22 protein-coding genes are annotated in these 15,320 nt (G+C 63.8%); 14 read left to right on the forward strand and 8 right to left on the reverse strand.

The window, feature by feature from the left end; translation table 11 throughout:
- The first annotated feature begins 1 nt into the window (after window position 1).
- The 6 genes from QA640_RS21715 to QA640_RS21740 all read left to right on the forward strand — a co-directional run bounded on the left by QA640_RS21715 (window position 2) and on the right by QA640_RS21740 (window position 3,627).
- Window positions 2-259 (forward strand): hypothetical protein, encoded by a 258-nt coding sequence (locus QA640_RS21715; protein ID WP_283042617.1) that lies wholly within the window; start codon window positions 2-4, stop codon window positions 257-259.
- Between the two features lie 540 nt (window positions 260-799).
- Entirely contained in the window at window positions 800-1,117 is a 318-nt protein-coding gene (locus QA640_RS21720; protein WP_283042618.1) for a hypothetical protein, read from the forward strand.
- Between the two features lie 220 nt (window positions 1,118-1,337).
- Complete coding sequence (minC, locus tag QA640_RS21725) at window positions 1,338-2,030, forward strand: septum site-determining protein MinC (protein WP_283042619.1); 693 nt, start codon at window positions 1,338-1,340, stop codon at window positions 2,028-2,030.
- Window positions 2,031-2,051: 21 nt separating this feature from the next.
- Window positions 2,052-2,867, forward strand: a complete 816-nt coding sequence (gene minD / locus QA640_RS21730) for a septum site-determining protein MinD (protein WP_283042620.1) — start codon at window positions 2,052-2,054, stop codon at window positions 2,865-2,867.
- Window positions 2,864-3,145: a cell division topological specificity factor MinE gene (gene minE / locus QA640_RS21735; protein ID WP_283042621.1), complete on the forward strand. Its 282-nt coding sequence runs from the start codon at window positions 2,864-2,866 to the stop codon at window positions 3,143-3,145. Before minD ends, minE begins: the two co-directional genes overlap by 4 nt.
- A 296-nt stretch (window positions 3,146-3,441) precedes the next feature.
- Window positions 3,442-3,627, forward strand: coding sequence for a hypothetical protein (locus tag QA640_RS21740; protein WP_283042622.1), 186 nt, complete (start codon window positions 3,442-3,444; stop codon window positions 3,625-3,627).
- Window positions 3,628-3,645: 18 nt separating this feature from the next.
- On the opposite strand, the gene QA640_RS21745 is transcribed toward QA640_RS21740, so the two are convergent.
- The 5 genes from QA640_RS21745 to QA640_RS21765 form a co-directional block, all read right to left on the reverse strand.
- Complete coding sequence (locus tag QA640_RS21745) at window positions 3,646-3,891, reverse strand: hypothetical protein (RefSeq protein ID WP_283042623.1); 246 nt, start codon at window positions 3,889-3,891, stop codon at window positions 3,646-3,648.
- Between the two features lie 266 nt (window positions 3,892-4,157).
- A complete protein-coding gene (locus QA640_RS21750; protein WP_283042624.1) occupies window positions 4,158-4,535 on the reverse strand; it encodes a hypothetical protein in 378 nt (125 codons plus the stop codon).
- Window positions 4,536-4,696: 161 nt separating this feature from the next.
- Window positions 4,697-4,933, reverse strand: coding sequence for a hypothetical protein (locus QA640_RS21755; RefSeq protein WP_283042625.1), 237 nt, complete (start codon window positions 4,931-4,933; stop codon window positions 4,697-4,699).
- 366 nt (window positions 4,934-5,299) lie between these two features.
- Window positions 5,300-5,533, reverse strand: coding sequence for a hypothetical protein (locus tag QA640_RS21760; protein ID WP_283042626.1), 234 nt, complete (start codon window positions 5,531-5,533; stop codon window positions 5,300-5,302).
- Complete coding sequence (locus QA640_RS21765; protein ID WP_283042627.1) at window positions 5,490-6,440, reverse strand: hypothetical protein; 951 nt, start codon at window positions 6,438-6,440, stop codon at window positions 5,490-5,492. Before QA640_RS21765 ends, QA640_RS21760 begins: the two co-directional genes overlap by 44 nt.
- A gap of 286 nt (window positions 6,441-6,726) precedes the next feature.
- Here QA640_RS21765 and QA640_RS21770 point away from each other — a divergent pair, with 286 nt between their 5' ends.
- Together QA640_RS21770 and QA640_RS21775 are read left to right on the forward strand one after the other, a co-directional pair.
- Complete coding sequence (locus tag QA640_RS21770; protein ID WP_283042854.1) at window positions 6,727-7,359, forward strand: L,D-transpeptidase; 633 nt, start codon at window positions 6,727-6,729, stop codon at window positions 7,357-7,359.
- 182 nt (window positions 7,360-7,541) lie between these two features.
- On the forward strand, window positions 7,542-7,739 hold the full coding sequence (locus tag QA640_RS21775) for a hypothetical protein (protein ID WP_283042628.1): 198 nt from the start codon (window positions 7,542-7,544) through the stop codon (window positions 7,737-7,739).
- Between the two features lie 16 nt (window positions 7,740-7,755).
- On the opposite strand, the gene QA640_RS21780 is transcribed toward QA640_RS21775, so the two are convergent.
- Window positions 7,756-8,187, reverse strand: coding sequence for a hypothetical protein (locus tag QA640_RS21780; protein ID WP_283042629.1), 432 nt, complete (start codon window positions 8,185-8,187; stop codon window positions 7,756-7,758).
- Between the two features lie 171 nt (window positions 8,188-8,358).
- Here QA640_RS21780 and QA640_RS21785 point away from each other — a divergent pair, with 171 nt between their 5' ends.
- On the forward strand, window positions 8,359-8,880 hold the full coding sequence (locus tag QA640_RS21785) for a DUF1993 domain-containing protein (protein WP_283042630.1): 522 nt from the start codon (window positions 8,359-8,361) through the stop codon (window positions 8,878-8,880).
- Between the two features lie 5 nt (window positions 8,881-8,885).
- Here the strand turns inward: QA640_RS21785 and QA640_RS21790 are convergent, their stop codons facing one another.
- On the reverse strand, window positions 8,886-9,350 hold the full coding sequence (locus QA640_RS21790) for a MarR family winged helix-turn-helix transcriptional regulator (RefSeq protein ID WP_283042631.1): 465 nt from the start codon (window positions 9,348-9,350) through the stop codon (window positions 8,886-8,888).
- Between the two features lie 121 nt (window positions 9,351-9,471).
- Between QA640_RS21790 and QA640_RS21795 the strand changes: the two genes are divergently transcribed.
- The 5 genes from QA640_RS21795 (at window position 9,472) to QA640_RS21815 (ending at window position 13,808) form a co-directional block, all read left to right on the forward strand.
- On the forward strand, window positions 9,472-11,397 hold the full coding sequence (locus tag QA640_RS21795; RefSeq protein ID WP_283042632.1) for an FAD-binding monooxygenase: 1,926 nt from the start codon (window positions 9,472-9,474) through the stop codon (window positions 11,395-11,397).
- Window positions 11,398-11,637: 240 nt separating this feature from the next.
- Window positions 11,638-12,606 (forward strand): SH3 domain-containing protein, encoded by a 969-nt coding sequence (locus QA640_RS21800; protein WP_283042633.1) that lies wholly within the window; start codon window positions 11,638-11,640, stop codon window positions 12,604-12,606.
- Window positions 12,607-12,760: 154 nt separating this feature from the next.
- Window positions 12,761-13,042 (forward strand): hypothetical protein, encoded by a 282-nt coding sequence (locus tag QA640_RS21805; RefSeq protein ID WP_283042634.1) that lies wholly within the window; start codon window positions 12,761-12,763, stop codon window positions 13,040-13,042.
- Window positions 13,043-13,216: 174 nt separating this feature from the next.
- Entirely contained in the window at window positions 13,217-13,396 is a 180-nt protein-coding gene (locus tag QA640_RS21810; RefSeq protein WP_283042635.1) for a hypothetical protein, read from the forward strand.
- 31 nt (window positions 13,397-13,427) lie between these two features.
- Window positions 13,428-13,808: a hypothetical protein gene (locus QA640_RS21815; RefSeq protein ID WP_283042636.1), complete on the forward strand. Its 381-nt coding sequence runs from the start codon at window positions 13,428-13,430 to the stop codon at window positions 13,806-13,808.
- Window positions 13,809-13,832: 24 nt separating this feature from the next.
- On the opposite strand, the gene QA640_RS21820 is transcribed toward QA640_RS21815, so the two are convergent.
- Window positions 13,833-15,155: a hypothetical protein gene (locus QA640_RS21820; protein WP_283042855.1), complete on the reverse strand. Its 1,323-nt coding sequence runs from the start codon at window positions 15,153-15,155 to the stop codon at window positions 13,833-13,835.
- Window positions 15,156-15,320 lie beyond the last annotated feature (165 nt).

Consider the following 15,320-nt stretch of genomic DNA (forward strand, 5'->3'; position numbering starts at 1 on the left):
CATGAGCGATCCATCCAGTTCCGATACCCCGCTGCGCACGACGTTCAAGATCCGCCTGAACGGCAACACGCTGGCGATTGCGACCGTCGGCCAGGCCTATCAATTCCTCACCAACTACAATTCGATGGAGTGGATGGAATACCGCTCGCTGCACGAGGACGCCGTCGCCGCGCTCGAAGGCGCCGCCGACAACGCGATGCTTGCCGTGCAGGCGACGAACGCCGTGCGCGCGTTGTTCGTAAGCGCAAGGCTGCTCTGAACGAGCTTCTCCGCTTCGCAGATCGTTCTCGTCGTCGAGGCAGCAACCCCATCTGCATGACGATCGATGCCGCGTAGACCGCCTCAGCCCGGCACGTCGTGTGGACTGGCTCGAAATCGAAAAGGCGGTGCCCAACGCAGGATAGTGGCCGATCTCAGTGCGGGGCTTTCATCTGTGGTAGATAGGAGCTGCCTCGCGCCGAAAGACCCTCGCCGCGATAAACGGACCGCGCGCATAGCGAAAATTGAAGCGGCCTGTCGATCTTTTTGCACGACCCGCTGATAGCGCGCCGGCGCGCTCGGTACTGTGCTTCGTCGTAGCCCGGGAATCGACCGAGTGGTACCGTAGACCTCACCGGATACGCCGGTCTTTGTTGTCGAGGCATTGGGAATCGACGATCCCTAAAATCCTGCCGTTTGAGCAACACCTTCGCATGTGAAGTTCAGATCCGTGGCAGGCGGCGGGACGCATACGGACGAAGGTGGCTGACAAATCCGTGCGCTTCGCTCGATCGTTGTATATCGGTCCCGGGCTGTTGTGATGCGCCTGCAGAATCTCGCTTTTGATGATTGGCTGGAACACGCTTTTGGGCGCGAAGTTCGCTTTCAGCAAGCGCCTTGGTACTTCGATCCGGACTATGACTGGTGGGATCCGTCACCGATGGAAGCCCTGTCTCATCTCACTCGCCTGTTCGAGGATCCGGAGCCAGCATTACGGGGATTTGCGGACAGCCAGATCGCGCAAGGCTTAACCCAGCGGGTAACCCAAATCATAGACCGCTTTTGCGAGGCGCATGCCAACGCCGATCCCCGGCTGTTGGCCCATGCCCAATTGGCCCGCTGCGGATGCGTGTTGTGAAGCTCGAGCAATGTCTGCCAAGCATGCGGGATCGATCGAACTTCGGGCCGCAAGAGACGGATGTCTTTGGTCAGCAGCGGACGCCGCGAAGGGCGAGGCCCGGCGTCAGCACGGCGGTCATGCTTCAACTCGCGGCGGCGTAAGTGTCGGAAAATTAACTGCCCGTTAACCAAATCCGCCGCATCGTTAACCATTCAATAACAAGGACGAGTCGGCAGCCATGGAGGCAGCAGCAAGACCTCAACGCCAATTGGTGCGCTTGCGCGGCCGATCCTACGTCGCCTTCGTCTTCGTGCCGACGGTTCCGATCGTCGACTGGCTCCAGCAGATCGACGCCACGATGGCGCGGTCGCCGGGATTCTTTGCCGGCCGTCCCGTGGTGGTCGACCTGTCCTCGGTCGATCTCAGTCAGTCCGGCATCACACATCTGCTCGGAAGCCTCCAGGAGCGCAACATCCGCGTGCTCGGCCTCGAGGGGGTGGAGGAGGCGCGGCTGACGCCGAACATGCCCCCGCTGCTCTCGGGGGGACGGTCTTGCGGACTCGAGCCGAGCGTGCCGAAGAAGGCCGAGGTCACGAAGCAGCCGAGCTCGCTGCTGCTCGAAACCCCCGTGCGTTCGGGCCAGACCGTGATCTTCCCCGAGGGCGATGTGACGATCCTGGGCTCGGTCAGTTCCGGGGCCGAGGTCGTCGCGGGCGGATCCATCCACGTCTATGGCGCGCTGCGCGGGCGCGCCATGGCGGGTGTCAACGGACACTCATCCGCGCGTATCTATTGTCAGAAGATCGAGGCTGAACTGCTTGCAATTGACGGGTTTTACCAGACCGCGGACGACATCGACGCCGCCTTGCGCGGCAAGCCGGCCCAGGCCTGGCTGCAGGGGAATACCATGCGAATTACAGCACTGAACTGACCAGCAAAGGAGATATTTCAGATGAGTAAGGTACTGGTCGTGACATCAGGCAAGGGCGGGGTCGGCAAGACCACGACGACTGCAGCCTTGGGGGCGGCGCTGGCGCAGCGCGGCGACAAGGTCGTGGTCGTCGATTTCGACGTCGGCTTGCGCAACCTTGACCTCGTGATGGGCGCCGAGCGGCGCGTCGTGTTCGACCTCATCAACGTGGTGCAGGGGGTTGCAAAGCTCCCGCAGGCCCTGATCCGCGACAAGCGGCTCGAGAACCTCTGGCTGCTGCCGGCCTCCCAAACCCGCGACAAGGACGCGCTGACGGAGGAGGGCGTCCGCGCCGTCATCGCCGATTTGCGCAGCCGGTTCGACTGGGTGATCTGCGACAGCCCCGCCGGCATCGAGCGTGGCGCCTCCATGGCGATGCGCTTTGCCGACCAGGCGGTGATCGTCACGAACCCCGAGGTCTCCTCGGTTCGCGACTCCGACCGCATCATCGGCATGCTCGACTCCAAGACGGTGCGGGCCGAGAAGGGCGAGCAGGTCGAAAAACACATCCTGATCACGCGCTACGATCCCTCGCGTGCGTCGCGTGGCGAGATGCTGAATATCGACGACATCCTCGAGATACTCGCAACGCCGCTGTTGGGCATAATCCCGGAGAGCCAGGACGTGCTGAAGGCCTCCAACGTTGGTACGCCAGTGACGCTGTCCAATGCGGATGGTGCGCCAGCGCGGGCCTACATGGACGCGGCGAAGCGGTTGTGTGGCGAAAACATCCGGATGACCGTGCCTTCCGAGAAAAAAGGCTTCATGGATCGTCTCTTGAGACGGAGGGCAGCATGAGCATGGGTTTGCTCCGACTTCTGCGCGGCAACAAGGCGTCTGCTCCCGTCGCACGCGAACGGTTGCAGATCCTGCTTGCCCATGAACGTGGATTGCGCGGCCAGCCCGATCTGCTCGGCGTGCTGCGCGAGGAAATCCTCGCCGTCGTCTCGAAACACGTCAAGCTCGACCCGACCAAGGTGATCGTGCGGCTGGAGCGCGGCGACGAAGTCTCGACGCTCGAGGTGGACATTGAGGTGCCCAACGACATCGAGCGCAAGCGGGTGGCGGTCGGGTAGGGCCCGGTCGGGTTCGTCTGAAGCGCGATGAGATTGGGATACATCGCGCTTCAGGTGGTTGTTTGCGCATGATCTCCGCGCAAACGCGTTCCGCGTTTGTCGCGAGGGAAAGCCGCTTCAGACTTTTCCGGATCATGCTTGAGCTTGGGGTGGATGAGAAGGCAGTCCGCTGGCGACGGCGGACTGCCTTTGTTGCGTTCGCCGCCTGGAGGGAACCCGGCTTGCGCTCGACCGTTTGACAGGGGCTGCGGCGGCGTCAACGACGCGGCTGCGACGCGTTAACCGGGAGAGCGCCCATGATGTCCGAGATCCAGGTTCATACCATCGCGCGTCAGATGCTTGAGAAGCACGGCTTTGCCGCGATCGCTCAGGCCGCCCAGCAGGCGCAGGCCTGCGAGAGCCGCGGCGAAGCCGAGGAAGCAAAGGAATGGCGCCACATCGCGGACGCCATGAAGGTCATGAAGGGGCCGCACCAGAGCTGAGCTGGCGCGGCCGCCGCCTCAGTGCACCCCCGGCTCGGTGCCCGACGCCGGCGGCTTATGCTGCGTCTGTGCCTGGCTGCTGTGCTCGCCGGTCTCCTTGCAGGGAAGCTGGGTCCACGAACCGTCCGGCGCCTGCTGATACGCACTGCAGGTTGATGCGGCCGATTTCTCTTCGGTCTGCTGGCTGTTGGAATTCCTGGCGAGCACGGGCGCGGTCAACGCGCCTGCGAGCACGCCTACAAGCAGGATGTGGGCAGTCCGCATCGGGATCTCCTTGACGAAACCGACTGCATGCTTGCCAGGATTGTGACGATTGTTGGCCAAGGCCACCGGTTCATCGCGGCATGGCTAACGTTTGCGCGAACGCCTCACTGTCCGACGGGCTGAAGCGCGACGAGATTAGATCGTCATCGCGCTTTGGGTTGTTGTTTGCGCATGATCTCCGCGCAAGCGCGTTCCGCGTTTGTCGCGAGGGAAGACCGCTTCACACTTTCGCGGATCAAGCTTTAGATGGCTGCGCCGCGGGAGCCTTATTTGGTGTGAATGAGCCCGGCGAGGTTGGTCTTCTGGGCTTCGCACCAGCCGCTCATCCCGAGTCGCCGCTGGTCGAAATCGGTCGATTGGGTTGCAACCGCAACCTCGGCCATGAGGTCGTCGTCCTGCTTCTCGCCCATCTTGCCACCGGTGTGCATGAAGGCGATGGCCTTGCGCACTTTTTCGGTCGTGCCGTCGGGCAGCTGCATGTCCTGCGCTCTCTTCACCAGGTCCTGATAGACGAGATCGGTGCCGGGACATTCGACCTTGGCGGCGAAGGCCTGCAGGACCATCGTCACATAGACCGACCGCGGCTCTGCTTGGGCGGGTGCAGCAATCAGCATCAAGCCGGCGATCAACCAACCATAGCGCATTCCAATGTCCTCCCGTTTTTTGGAAGGCTAGTGCTGGGCGCCCGGTTGCGCAACGGGGGTGGAAGATCGCACGCGCTCATGCGGCCCGTCAGGTCGGGACGCCTCACACGGGAATGCCGCCCCGTCCTTGCGATGGCGAACGCGATGGCGATGCGCGACGACTAACCGTACCGCTGCCAGCTCGGAACGGGATCGAGTGGCGTCCGATAGACCTCGTTGTGATCGCGGTCGGTGACGCGCACGGCGCAACCCCTGTGCTGAAGATCAGGGTTCACCTGCGACAACTCGTTGGCCAGTTGTTCAGCGCGATCGGATGCGACCTCGAGGTCTTCGAGGATAATGCCGCCCTGGTTCTTGAACTCTTCACCAACCACGAGATCGAAGGAATAGTAAGGCATTCGAGGTCCCCAAGTGTTCACTACCAAGTCCTGACTACTCAAGTCCTGAATTCTCAAGTCCTGCGACAAGTCTCACGCCAGACATATTACCACTGAGTCGATCTCTCCCGAACGAGGCGTTCGCGCAATCTCTGTGCGTATGACGCAAAAATCATGTGCGGCGCGCGAGGCCGTTAAGATTTTATTAAATATGCGCGCGTCATGCTTGCCCCATGGAATTGCAACAGAACCGGGCTCCGGGAACCGGCAGTTGCAAGAGAAGGCCGGCGGCATAGATCCCGACGGCCTTTTCTCTTTGCGGGCACAGCACGAATCTTCGCTACCGTAGTCGCCCGGACTCAACGCCTCACCACGACTCGGACAGCGTCACCTGTGCTTCGGCGTGGGCCAGCGCACGAGCGAGACGAGCGCGTAGAACAGGATCGCAAGCGGCGCGAACAGCACCGGCATCCCGAACAGCGTCATGACGTTGGCGACGAAGTTGTCCGAAGCCTGCGGACCTGCGACCGTTGAAATGATCCAGCCTGCTGGTCCGATCAGTGCGAATGGCCCGAGGCTAGTGCACCGGCATCGGCGGTCGCACCACCGGTCCGTCGTCATCGGCGATCTGCGAAGTGGAAGCAGGCGGTGGCGGCGGCGGAACGGCGGCAGCTTGCGGCGGAGGCGCAATCGGCACCGGCGCGTAAGTCGGTGCATAGGCCGGGGTCGCGGCCACGGGCCTGGGTTTGCGTACTGGCGGCGCCGGCGACCGCGGCGGCAGAGCCGAAAGCCTCGCGCGCGGATCGGCAATCCTGGCCTCAGCCTGCTTCGCCGGTGCGGCCTTCGCGATCTCGCGTGCCATCTGTTCCTGGCTCGCTTTCAGTTCGGCGATGTTGGCCTTGAGCTGCTCGATCTGCTGCGTCATGGCGGCGAGATCGCGCGTCATCGACTGGAGCGACTGCGCCGCGTCGGGCGCTGTCGTCTGTGAGCTCGTGTCGCCATTGTCCTGCGCTTGAGCTGGAGTTGCCGGTTGCTCGGCGGGTTGATCAGCCGCAGCCGCTTGCTGCTCGGTTGACGAAGAAGCCTGCTCCGTCGCCGGCGGTGTTGCTTGCGACGGCGAACCGACCAGCGTCGGCATCCATGCAGCGACCATTGCTTTCGCCGTATCGCCGTGAGTCTGCCAGGCGACGGTCGCGGCGGCGCTGCCTGCGGCGAACAGCAGGGTGACGAACGCGCCGCTGAGCCATTTGCCGACCGACGAGCGTTTGCGCGCGACGTGGAGATCGCTGGCCGCTGCGCGAACTGCGGTATCGACCGACGGCGCAGCGGCGGGAGCCTGCGTCACCAGGTTGATCTTCGGCTCCGGACGTGTCGCGCTGTCGGGCACCAGCGCGGGCGCGGGCTTGTCCGGGCGCGAGGCGAGGACGATCTCGGGCGCGATATCGAGCACGTCGTGTGGATCATTATCCTTTATGGTGTCCTTGACGATTTCATCGACGATTTGCTTGCTGTTCAGCGTCGCGAGCATCGAAGCTCCTTAAACCTTGGTCGTCCGCATTCGCGCGAGCCGTTTGAAAGAGATCAGTCGGTCCTCCGCCCCAATACGCACGAGTCCAGCCGGGTTTGACCAAAGCAAGGCGGCGGGAAGGAGAGTGTGGGGCTGCCCCCTTGCCGGACGCCCGTGGAACCCCTGGCTCCCGAACACATGTCGGTGTTCCCGCCGGACTGCCATTTTTTCAGCACGATTTGGGCAGCAGATGTTCAAGGTTTGGGGGCGCAACCTGGGGCAGGCTGTGCAAAAATCCACTCTCGCAATGCTGTCGGTTGTATTGCTGTCGCTGGGCGGTTGCATGCAGGCAACGCTGGCGCCATCCAACGATGCAAGCATGACGCCGCGCGACCGGCAGTTGCTGGCGCATACGCCTTATGCGCAGGCGAACGTGCCTGAGCAGTATCTTCGCCATATCGTCGACTATCCGCGCAAGGAGCAGCCAGGTACCATTCTGGTCGATACCGACGCGCGCTATCTCTACTACGTCATGCCGGAGGGCAAGGCGATCCGCTACGGCGTGGCCGTCGGCGAGGAGGCGATGGCGTTCTCCGGTGTGGCACGGGTCGGCAAGATGGCCGAATGGCCGGACTGGATTCCGACGGCGGAGATCCAGGCGCGGCTTGGGCCCTATCCGTCACGCGTGGCCGGCGGCGCCGCCAATCCGCTCGGCGCGCGGGCGCTCTATCTTTACGCCGGCAACAAGGACACGCTGTATCGCATCCACGGAACCAACCAGCCGGAATATATCGGCCAGGCGATCTCGTCCGGTTGCATCCGGATGCGCAACGAGGACGTGATCGACCTCTACGACCGGGTGAAGCTTGGTTCGACCGTGGTGGTGCTGCCGCCGGGACGGACTGCGCAAACCGGGGCGACTGGATTCTGGCGCGGGTGATGCCCGCGTCAGCCATGCTCTTGCCTTTGCCGGCCGCAAAACCGGAAAGGCGTGGTGAACCGTCCCTCACACCGCGGGGCTGGCCGGCGCTGGAAATCTAGAACCGCAAAAGGTGAACTGCCTCACAGCGGATTTGCTGCACGTGCGCTATGCCGCGTGGGCAAGCTGCCATCGGAGGCGCCATGCGGAAATTCTTTCATCAATTGAATGGCGACGGCCGCCGCATTGCGCGCAAATGGCGGTGGGCGAGTGTCGGCTTTTACGGTTCAATTCTCGCTGGAATGATCCTGTACGCGGCGCTGCACTGGAATCCGGAGGTGAACTACGCTTCCGCCGATCCTGTGCCTCATGCAAAGGTCGCGAGCAGTTCGCGGCACTGAGCGTCAAGCGGTCGCGCTATTCGTCGGGCCGGGCAATCCGCCATTGCAGGGTCGTGGCGTTGCCATTGGTGTCGCCGGGCGCCTTGTCGGCGGGAGACGTATAGAGCGGACGATAGCGGTACGCCCACATCTTGCTGCCGTCGTTGCGGGTGATCACGGTGAAGTCGCCGACCGCATTGGCGTCGGTAGGCGCTGACAGCGGCGTCCAGCTCTGGGTACATTTGCCGTCGCAGTTCGACGTCTTGCCGCTGGTGTCACGCTCGTAATAGTACAGCGTCATACCCTTGAGATCGACGAGCTTTGGGCCTTGCTTGGTCAGGATTACGCGCGCCGGCGCGATCGCGGCGTCGGGCTTTGGCGGCGGCGGCGCATCCGAGCCGTGTCCGTTTGCGAGCGCCTGCTCGGAAAAGAACAATGCGGCTGCGGCCACCATGACGAACCTGAACATCTCCAAGGCCCCCGATCGCAAAGTTAAGCGCGCGTTAAGCGCGGAATGGAGCGACGGTATCAGCCAAAAAGTTAGTTCCAGGTTTCGCCGCGTTGCGACAAATTTGGGCACTGTTGCAATCGCCGCGAAGGAACTCTAACCCGAAGGACGTCGAAACGGGGGAGTTACGCCATGGCCTTTTCGCTCTACGACGCAACGGTTGCCAGCTATCTGCAAACCCTGGGCGCAGTCGGGGGCTTCCTCGACAAGAGCCTTGTCTATTTCAAGGAGAAGGGCATCGATCCGGCCGAGGTCGTGGAGACGCGCCTTGCGCCGGACATGTGGCCGCTGCGCGCCCAGGTGGTCTCGGTCGCGCATCATTCGCGCGGCGCGCTCGCAGCGGCAAGGGACGGGGTGTTCGTCCCGCCGAGCATCAAGCCCGATCTCGACTACGCCGCGCTTCAGGCGCTGGTGACGGAGGCGCGCAACGAGGTCTCCGCCCTTCCGCCGGACGCCGTCGATGCTCTGATCGGCCGCGATGTCAGCTTCAAGGTCGGTGACCGCACGCTGCCATTCACCGCGGAAGGTTTTCTGATGTCGTTCTCGCTGCCGAACTTCTTTTTCCATGCGACCACGACTTACGCCATCCTCCGCCACAAGGGCGCGCCGCTGGGAAAACGCGATTTCATGGGACGGCTGAAGCTCAAGACCTGAGTGCGTCACGTCGGCGACTCGCGCAGCGGCGCGCGGCTGAGATCGTTGCCGGCGGCGATCGCCTTGCGCATGAGCCGCATCAACTCATTGGCCTCTTTCTCGGTCAGGCCGCGCAGCATAATCCGCTGTGCCGCCTCGACCGCGGGCGTGATGGCGCGCAGCGTCTTGCGTCCCTCGTCGGTGATCTCGAGTTCGCGTGCGCGCCGGTCGCGGCTGCTGGCGCGACGCTCGGTGAGGCCCTTTTGCACGAGGCGATCGATCACACCGGTGATGGTCGTGCGGTCGTAGGCGATCAGTCCTGCCAACGTTACCTGGTCGAGCCCGGGATTGGCCTTGATCGTCGCGAGCGCCGCATATTGCACGGGCGTGAGATCGAAGCCTGCGTTCTCCACCTCGGCCAAGAACACCGCCACCGCAATCTGCTGAAAGCGGCGGGCCAGATGGCCGGGCATGTCGCTGTTGTCTTTCACAGGGCGCTCCTCGGGTGGTGAGGTTGACGAGTATACTGATAGTCAGTATACTGAGCAATATTGAGAGATGCCTAACGCGGCCCGCAGGGCGTTTTAAAGCACAAGGGGAGGAGCAGGTTTTATGCAGTTCCATCTCAACGGATTTTTGCCGGGCGACCCCGATATCGCCGACCCCGCAGAGCGCATTCAGGCCTCTGGTGCGACCGGCCAGGTTCCGGACGAGGTCGACGTTGTGATTGTCGGTTGCGGTCCGGCAGGCCTGACACTCGCGGCGCAGCTCGCCGCGTTTCCCGACATCAAGACCTGCATCGTCGAGCAGAAGCCCGGTAGGCTTCTCGTCGGCCAGGCCGACGGCGTTGCCTGCCGTACCATGGAGATGTTCCACGCCTACGGCTTTGCCGAGCGCGTGATGAGGGAAGCTTATTGGGTCAACGAGACGACGTTCTGGAAACCCGACGACAAGCACAGCTCAAACATCGTGCGCAGCGGCCGGGTGCAGGACGTCGAGGATGGGCTCTCCGAATTTCCGCATGTCATCCTGAACCAGGCGCGCGTGCATGACGGCTTTCTCGACGTCATGCACAAGTCGCCGGCCAGGCTCGAGCCGCATTACGCGCGGCATCTCATCGAGCTCCATGTCGACCCCGCGGCGCGCTTCGAAGATCACGCGGTGGCGGTGAGGCTGGAGCGGGTCGATCCCGGCCATCACGGCGAGATTGAAACCGTGAAGGCGCGCTATGTCGTCGGCTGCGATGGCGCGCGCTCGACCGTGCGCAAATCCATAGGCTGTGAGCTGCACGGCGATTCCGCCAACCACGCCTGGGGCGTGATGGACGTGCTCGCGGTGACCGACTTCCCCGACATCCGCTTCAAGGCACTGATCCAGTCGGCAAATGACGGCAGCATCATCGTCATCCCGCGCGAGGGCGGCTATCTCGTGCGCCTCTACGTCGAGCTGACGACGCTTGACATCGGCGAGCGTGTAGCGAACCGCAACATCACTTCCGACGATCTGATCGCGAAGGCACGTCGCATTCTCAATCCGTACATGCTCGAGGTGAAGGAGATCGCCTGGTGGTCGGTCTACGAGATCGGTCAGCGCCTGACAGAGAAGTTCGACGACGTGCCTGAGGTGGAGACCGCGACGCGGCTGCCGCGCGTCTTCATCGCTGGTGACGCCTGCCACACCCACAGTCCAAAGGCGGGGCAGGGCATGAACGTCTCGATGCAGGACGCCTTCAATCTGGGCTGGAAGCTCGCCGCGGTGCTACGCAAGCAGTGTGTGCCGTACATTTTGCACAGCTATTCGGCCGAACGCCAGGCGGTGGCAAAAGAGCTGATCGAGTTCGATCGCGAATGGGCGGCGATGCTGGCCTCGGCCAAGGGCGACGGCAAGGCCGCGGATGCGGCCAAGACCCAGGACTATTTTGTCCGCCATGGGCGCTACACCGCGGGGACGGCAACGCATTATCGGCCGGGCCTTCTCACCGGCAAGACAACGCATCAGCATCTGGCCAACGGTCTCGTGATCGGCAAGCGCTTTCATTCCGCGCCGGTCATCCGCCTTGCCGATGCAAAACACGTTCACCTCGGCCACGTCGCCAAAGCGGACGGCCGCTGGCGTATCTTTGCCTTTGCCGGTGCGGGCAACCCCACAGCTGGCGATGGCGCAATTGCCGCGCTTTGCAATTTCCTGAGCCAGGGACGGGAGTCGCCCGTGCGGCGCTATACGCCTGGGGATGCGGATATCGACTCGGTGATCGACGTACGCGCGGTATTCCAGCAGGATCATCGCGAGCTCGCCATCGGCGCGATGCCGTCACTGCTTCTGCCCGCGAAGGGGCGGTACGGACTTCGCGACTACGAAAAGATGTTCTGCCGCGATCTCAGGAGCGGTCATGACATCTTCGCGATGCGCGGCATCGATCGCAATGCGGGATGCATGGTCGTGGTGCGGCCGGACCAATATGTCGCCCTTGTGCTGCCGCTCGATGCCTACGCGGAACTGGCGGCATTCTTCGATGGCTTCATGTTGCCGGTGGACTGAGCGAGGAAATCGAAGCCCCGAATGGAGCGCAGCGCAATCGGCGGGATTAGAGCCCGCGGGAGGCTACCCGGATAGCGCTTCGCTCCATCCGGACTGCTCTTCAACGCGCTCGGCGCGATGAATGGCGGATGAATATTGAACCCGAACGCCGGCCGCGTCCATCTTTTAACTGGTTCAACGTCATGGCGCGGAACGCTCGTTCCGGTCGAACGTTCCTGCTCGGATGAGGAGGATCACGCCATGAAGCTTAGACTTGTTTTTGCTGCAGCCATGCTGCTTGCGCCGACCGCCGCGCTTGCGGCGCCCGGCATTGTCACCGCGTCCGTCGGATTGAGGGCTGGGCCGGGGCCCGGCTTTCCGATGGTCGATCGCATTCCCGGCGGCTCTCGGGTCAACATCCACGGCTGCCTGCGGGGCAATGCCTGGTGCGACGTGAGCTGGTCGGATGACCGCGGCTGGGTGTCGTCGCAATATCTCGAATATCTCTACCGCAACCACTACGTCTATCTGCCCGACTATGTCGACGAGATCGACGTGCCGGTGGTGCCCTTCGTGCTGAGTTCGTACTGGTCGAGCTACTATGCCGGCCGGCCCTGGTATCACCGTCGTGACTACTGGGCGAACTACTGGACCTCGCACCAGCGCGACGCGACGCGGATGCCGCTCGATCCGCGAGCCGCACGCATCGGCCGTGCTGCGACGCGTGAAGGTGCGATCGCGGTCGGAGGCGGGACCCGCGCCGGCGAGATCAATCGTGCGACGCGCGAGCAGTCGCAAGCCCGTGTGACGCGCGAGCAATCGCAGGCTCGCGAGATCCGCGGTCGCCCGGCGGATGCACAGGCGCGGATGACGCGTGAGAACGCCGTGCGTGCGACGCATGAGAATGCGCGCGCTGCGGTCCATGAGAACGCTCGCGCCGCTGCCCGCGTACAACCGATGGCACGCCCGCAGCCCAACATCGCGCGAAGCCACGAGGCGCCGCGCGTCTCGGCCGCGCCTGCTGCGCGTCCCGCGATGCCGCACGTCGCGCAACCCAATGTCAGCCGCGGCTCGCCGATGAATGCGCATGCGCAGGCGCCGGCTCCGCGTGCAGCAGCGCCGGCAGCGCCCCATGTCGGCGGTGGTGGTGGCGGTGCCCCGCATATCAACGCCGCGCCGCATGGCGGCGGCGCGCCGGCCGGCGGGGCTCCAGGCCGTGAGCGGCACTAAGAAGAGCGAAAGCCCGGCCACGAGCCGGGCTTTTCCTTTCCGGGCCTGCACAATTTGAGGCAATTGCGCAGAGGTAGATTTCATCGAACGTAACAACTTCACCGGATGCTTTCCCCATCCACTCGGGGCAAGGGGCTTACGGGAGGATGTGACCATGAGGCAGCAAGGCCACTCGGAGACGCGCCGGCAAAATGTCGCGATGAAGTCGATGTCGAAGGAGGCGAAGCAGCTTGCACGCGTGATCGCAGGCTATCGCGGCTCGCTTCTCGATCTCGACCAGCTGCGGACGCGGACGAAGTTGTCCGACGCCGACAAAGGAATCTTGGACGAGCGGCGCAATAATTTGCTTGTGACGATTGCAGCATTGGAAGACCGCCTTTCGGCGGTTCAGGGACTGATCGACCTCGGCCGGCCGCACATCATTCGCGTGCATTGACCGCCGCCCAGCCCGCCCGACGTCCATGAAGTGACGGTTTCGCGTGCCGCGGCGGCGGTCGCGAGGCTGCACGATGCTTTGGACGGCACCAAATTGCCATGCTCCCGGCGAATTGCCGCCAAAGCCCGCTGGCACGTGGGGGGCGGGTGCGGGGGACTGCGATTGGGGACGATAGTGGCTTACAAGATGGTCGCAGAACGCGACAATGAGACGTATAGGTTCGAGCGTGAGAGTCGGCTCGTGATCGTGGCGAAGGCGCGGGTGTGGGCGAGCGAAGGCTGGCAGGTGGTGATCACCGACGAGCATGGCAAGGTCTACGCGCCGGCCGAGTTCGAGGCGTTACTGGCGGCCTGATCGGCCGCTTGATGGGGGATAGGGTACAATTGTGACGTCATCTGATCGATCGGGGCGCGGGCTCGTCGCGCCCCTGTTTGGTGTGGCCGCAGCAATCCTGCTGACGGCGGGAATCGTGCGCGCGCAGAATCTCGACGAGGGCAAGCCGCCGCAAAAGCTGTTTGCCGATGGCTGCGCGAGCTGCCACCGGAGCCCGCGCGGACTTGCCAAGGGGCGCTTCAGCTTTACGCTCTACTGGTTCCTGAAGGACCATTATGCGAGCAGCGCGGATTCGGCGAAGGCGCTCGCCGCGTATCTGGAGAGCGTCGACAGTCCGCCTGCCGGAAAGCCGCACGCGGCGGCGAAATCGTCGAAGCCCCCCGGTGCACCGCGGTCGTCGGTGCGGCCGCCGGCGCCGGTGCCGCAGAGGTAACTGCTGGGTTACGGCCCGCTCGGCTCAGCTCGTACGCACCTTTGAGGCTTTGGCTGCTTGCGGCTGTTTCCCGGAGCTTCGCGCGTCGCGCGCCGCCGTCAGTTTCGCCTTGCCTCGCGCCGCGCGTGCGGCGACATGCTTGCGGTGTGGCTTCGCCTCGGCTGCAGCCTCCTTGGAGGTCGCGCCACCGCGGCGAGAGACGTATTCCTGGCCGTCGATCGGGCCGACATGCGGCGGATCATGGTCGAGATAGGGCCGTCCGATGCCGAGCGCCTTGCCGTTGGCATCGACCCACTTCCACAGCACTTCGGTGGAGACCCAGCGCTGCGCGCGGTTCTCGCCCTTGACGCTCACGATATCGGCGGCGAGCCCATGGCCGTAACCGCCGCGAGAGCTACCGCCGTGATACGACCGGTTGGAGGCGGCCTTCAGGCCGCTTGCGATCGACTGGCGATAGTCGTCGCGGAAGGCGCTGGTGATGCCGGGCGACAGACCTGCGGCCTCGGCCGCGTGCAGCGCGTGATAGAGTTTCAGCTTGAAGCCGCGGTCCATGCCGCCGATCACATAGTCCATCAGCGACATGCCGGCCTTGTCCGCTGCCTTCGGATCCTTCCAGGCAAAATCCTCGTCGACGAGTTTGGTGAAGCTCCGCATGACCGTCACCATCTTGCCGCGCCGCTTGATCGTGACGCTGCGGCGGTCCTGCACCTTGATCGAGTCTTCCTTGGGCGTGCGCTGATAGAGCGCCCAGAGATAGCGGTCGATGCAGACGTCGACGACGAGACATTCATCGACGGCTTCGAGCGGATCCGGACTTTCGTGCGCGATCGCTTTCGCGTCGGTAACGAGGGGTTCCGGCGTGCTCGCGCTCGCTGCGGCGAACGGCGGCGTCTCCGCAGGCAGAACGTCCGCCGGATCCGCGGTAGCGAGCGTGACGGCCGGCTCGTGCGTCTCCGTGGCGTCAGCAGCGACCGCATTCGGCGCGCTTGAATTCACGGGCTGCTGAGGCTCTTCCGCCGGCAGCATCTGCACGGGATCGGCCGACGCGAGTTTGATGACTGGTTCGGTTGCGGCCTCAGTCGGCGCCACCTCGGTCGTTGTACTCACTGCCGGCAGTGCGATCGTCGGAACCTCGCCGATCACGGTGACAGGCTCGCTCACGCTCGCAGAGCACGGGACATCCGCAACTTCGGTCTGCGCGGCCAGAGATGGTGCGGGGAGTTCGATGTTGGCACTGCTGTTCTGGATCTCCCCCGGGGCGACCGCGACGAGCCAGAATGCAAAGGAGCCGGCAAGAACCGCCGCAGGGCACGACACCGCCACGATGAGAGAGCGCTGATCGTTCATCATCCCAGCCTCCAGAGGCTCCCGCCGGAACCCGATGCAACAGCCAAGCATGCGACGCAGCAATTGTTCGGGGTAGGATGTGGCCGCGCAATGGCACAAAGCGCGACTGCGCTGCTTTTCAGGGAGAGTGTTGCCCGTGGGACACGTGCGGGTTCCATGCGGTTC

The organism is Bradyrhizobium sp. CB82 (genome assembly GCF_029714405.1).
Classification (GTDB): Bacteria; Pseudomonadota; Alphaproteobacteria; order Rhizobiales; family Xanthobacteraceae; genus Bradyrhizobium.

Excerpts from the sequence above, each read along its gene's own strand:
- QA640_RS21780 (WP_283042629.1), bottom strand. The coding sequence starts at position 8,187 with ATGTTCAGGTTCGTCATGGTGGCCGCAGCCGCATTGTTCTTTTCCGAG.
- QA640_RS21800 (WP_283042633.1), top strand. The coding sequence starts at position 11,638 with ATGAAGCTTAGACTTGTTTTTGCTGCAGCCATGCTGCTTGCGCCGACC.
- QA640_RS21785 (WP_283042630.1), top strand. The coding sequence starts at position 8,359 with ATGGCCTTTTCGCTCTACGACGCAACGGTTGCCAGCTATCTGCAAACC.
- QA640_RS21765 (WP_283042627.1), bottom strand. The coding sequence starts at position 6,440 with ATGCTCGCGACGCTGAACAGCAAGCAAATCGTCGATGAAATCGTCAAG.
- QA640_RS21750 (WP_283042624.1), bottom strand. The coding sequence starts at position 4,535 with ATGCGCTATGGTTGGTTGATCGCCGGCTTGATGCTGATTGCTGCACCC.
- QA640_RS21720 (WP_283042618.1), top strand. The coding sequence starts at position 800 with ATGCGCCTGCAGAATCTCGCTTTTGATGATTGGCTGGAACACGCTTTT.
- minD (WP_283042620.1), top strand. The coding sequence starts at position 2,052 with ATGAGTAAGGTACTGGTCGTGACATCAGGCAAGGGCGGGGTCGGCAAG.
- QA640_RS21795 (WP_283042632.1), top strand. The coding sequence starts at position 9,472 with ATGCAGTTCCATCTCAACGGATTTTTGCCGGGCGACCCCGATATCGCC.
- minC (WP_283042619.1), top strand. The coding sequence starts at position 1,338 with ATGGAGGCAGCAGCAAGACCTCAACGCCAATTGGTGCGCTTGCGCGGC.
- QA640_RS21755 (WP_283042625.1), bottom strand. The coding sequence starts at position 4,933 with ATGCCTTACTATTCCTTCGATCTCGTGGTTGGTGAAGAGTTCAAGAAC.
- QA640_RS21770 (WP_283042854.1), top strand. The coding sequence starts at position 6,727 with ATGCTGTCGGTTGTATTGCTGTCGCTGGGCGGTTGCATGCAGGCAACG.
- QA640_RS21820 (WP_283042855.1), bottom strand. The coding sequence starts at position 15,155 with ATGAACGATCAGCGCTCTCTCATCGTGGCGGTGTCGTGCCCTGCGGCG.
- minE (WP_283042621.1), top strand. The coding sequence starts at position 2,864 with ATGAGCATGGGTTTGCTCCGACTTCTGCGCGGCAACAAGGCGTCTGCT.
- QA640_RS21775 (WP_283042628.1), top strand. The coding sequence starts at position 7,542 with ATGCGGAAATTCTTTCATCAATTGAATGGCGACGGCCGCCGCATTGCG.
- QA640_RS21715 (WP_283042617.1), top strand. The coding sequence starts at position 2 with ATGAGCGATCCATCCAGTTCCGATACCCCGCTGCGCACGACGTTCAAG.
- QA640_RS21805 (WP_283042634.1), top strand. The coding sequence starts at position 12,761 with ATGAGGCAGCAAGGCCACTCGGAGACGCGCCGGCAAAATGTCGCGATG.
- QA640_RS21745 (WP_283042623.1), bottom strand. The coding sequence starts at position 3,891 with ATGCGGACTGCCCACATCCTGCTTGTAGGCGTGCTCGCAGGCGCGTTG.
- QA640_RS21740 (WP_283042622.1), top strand. The coding sequence starts at position 3,442 with ATGATGTCCGAGATCCAGGTTCATACCATCGCGCGTCAGATGCTTGAG.
- QA640_RS21760 (WP_283042626.1), bottom strand. The coding sequence starts at position 5,533 with ATGACGACGGACCGGTGGTGCGACCGCCGATGCCGGTGCACTAGCCTC.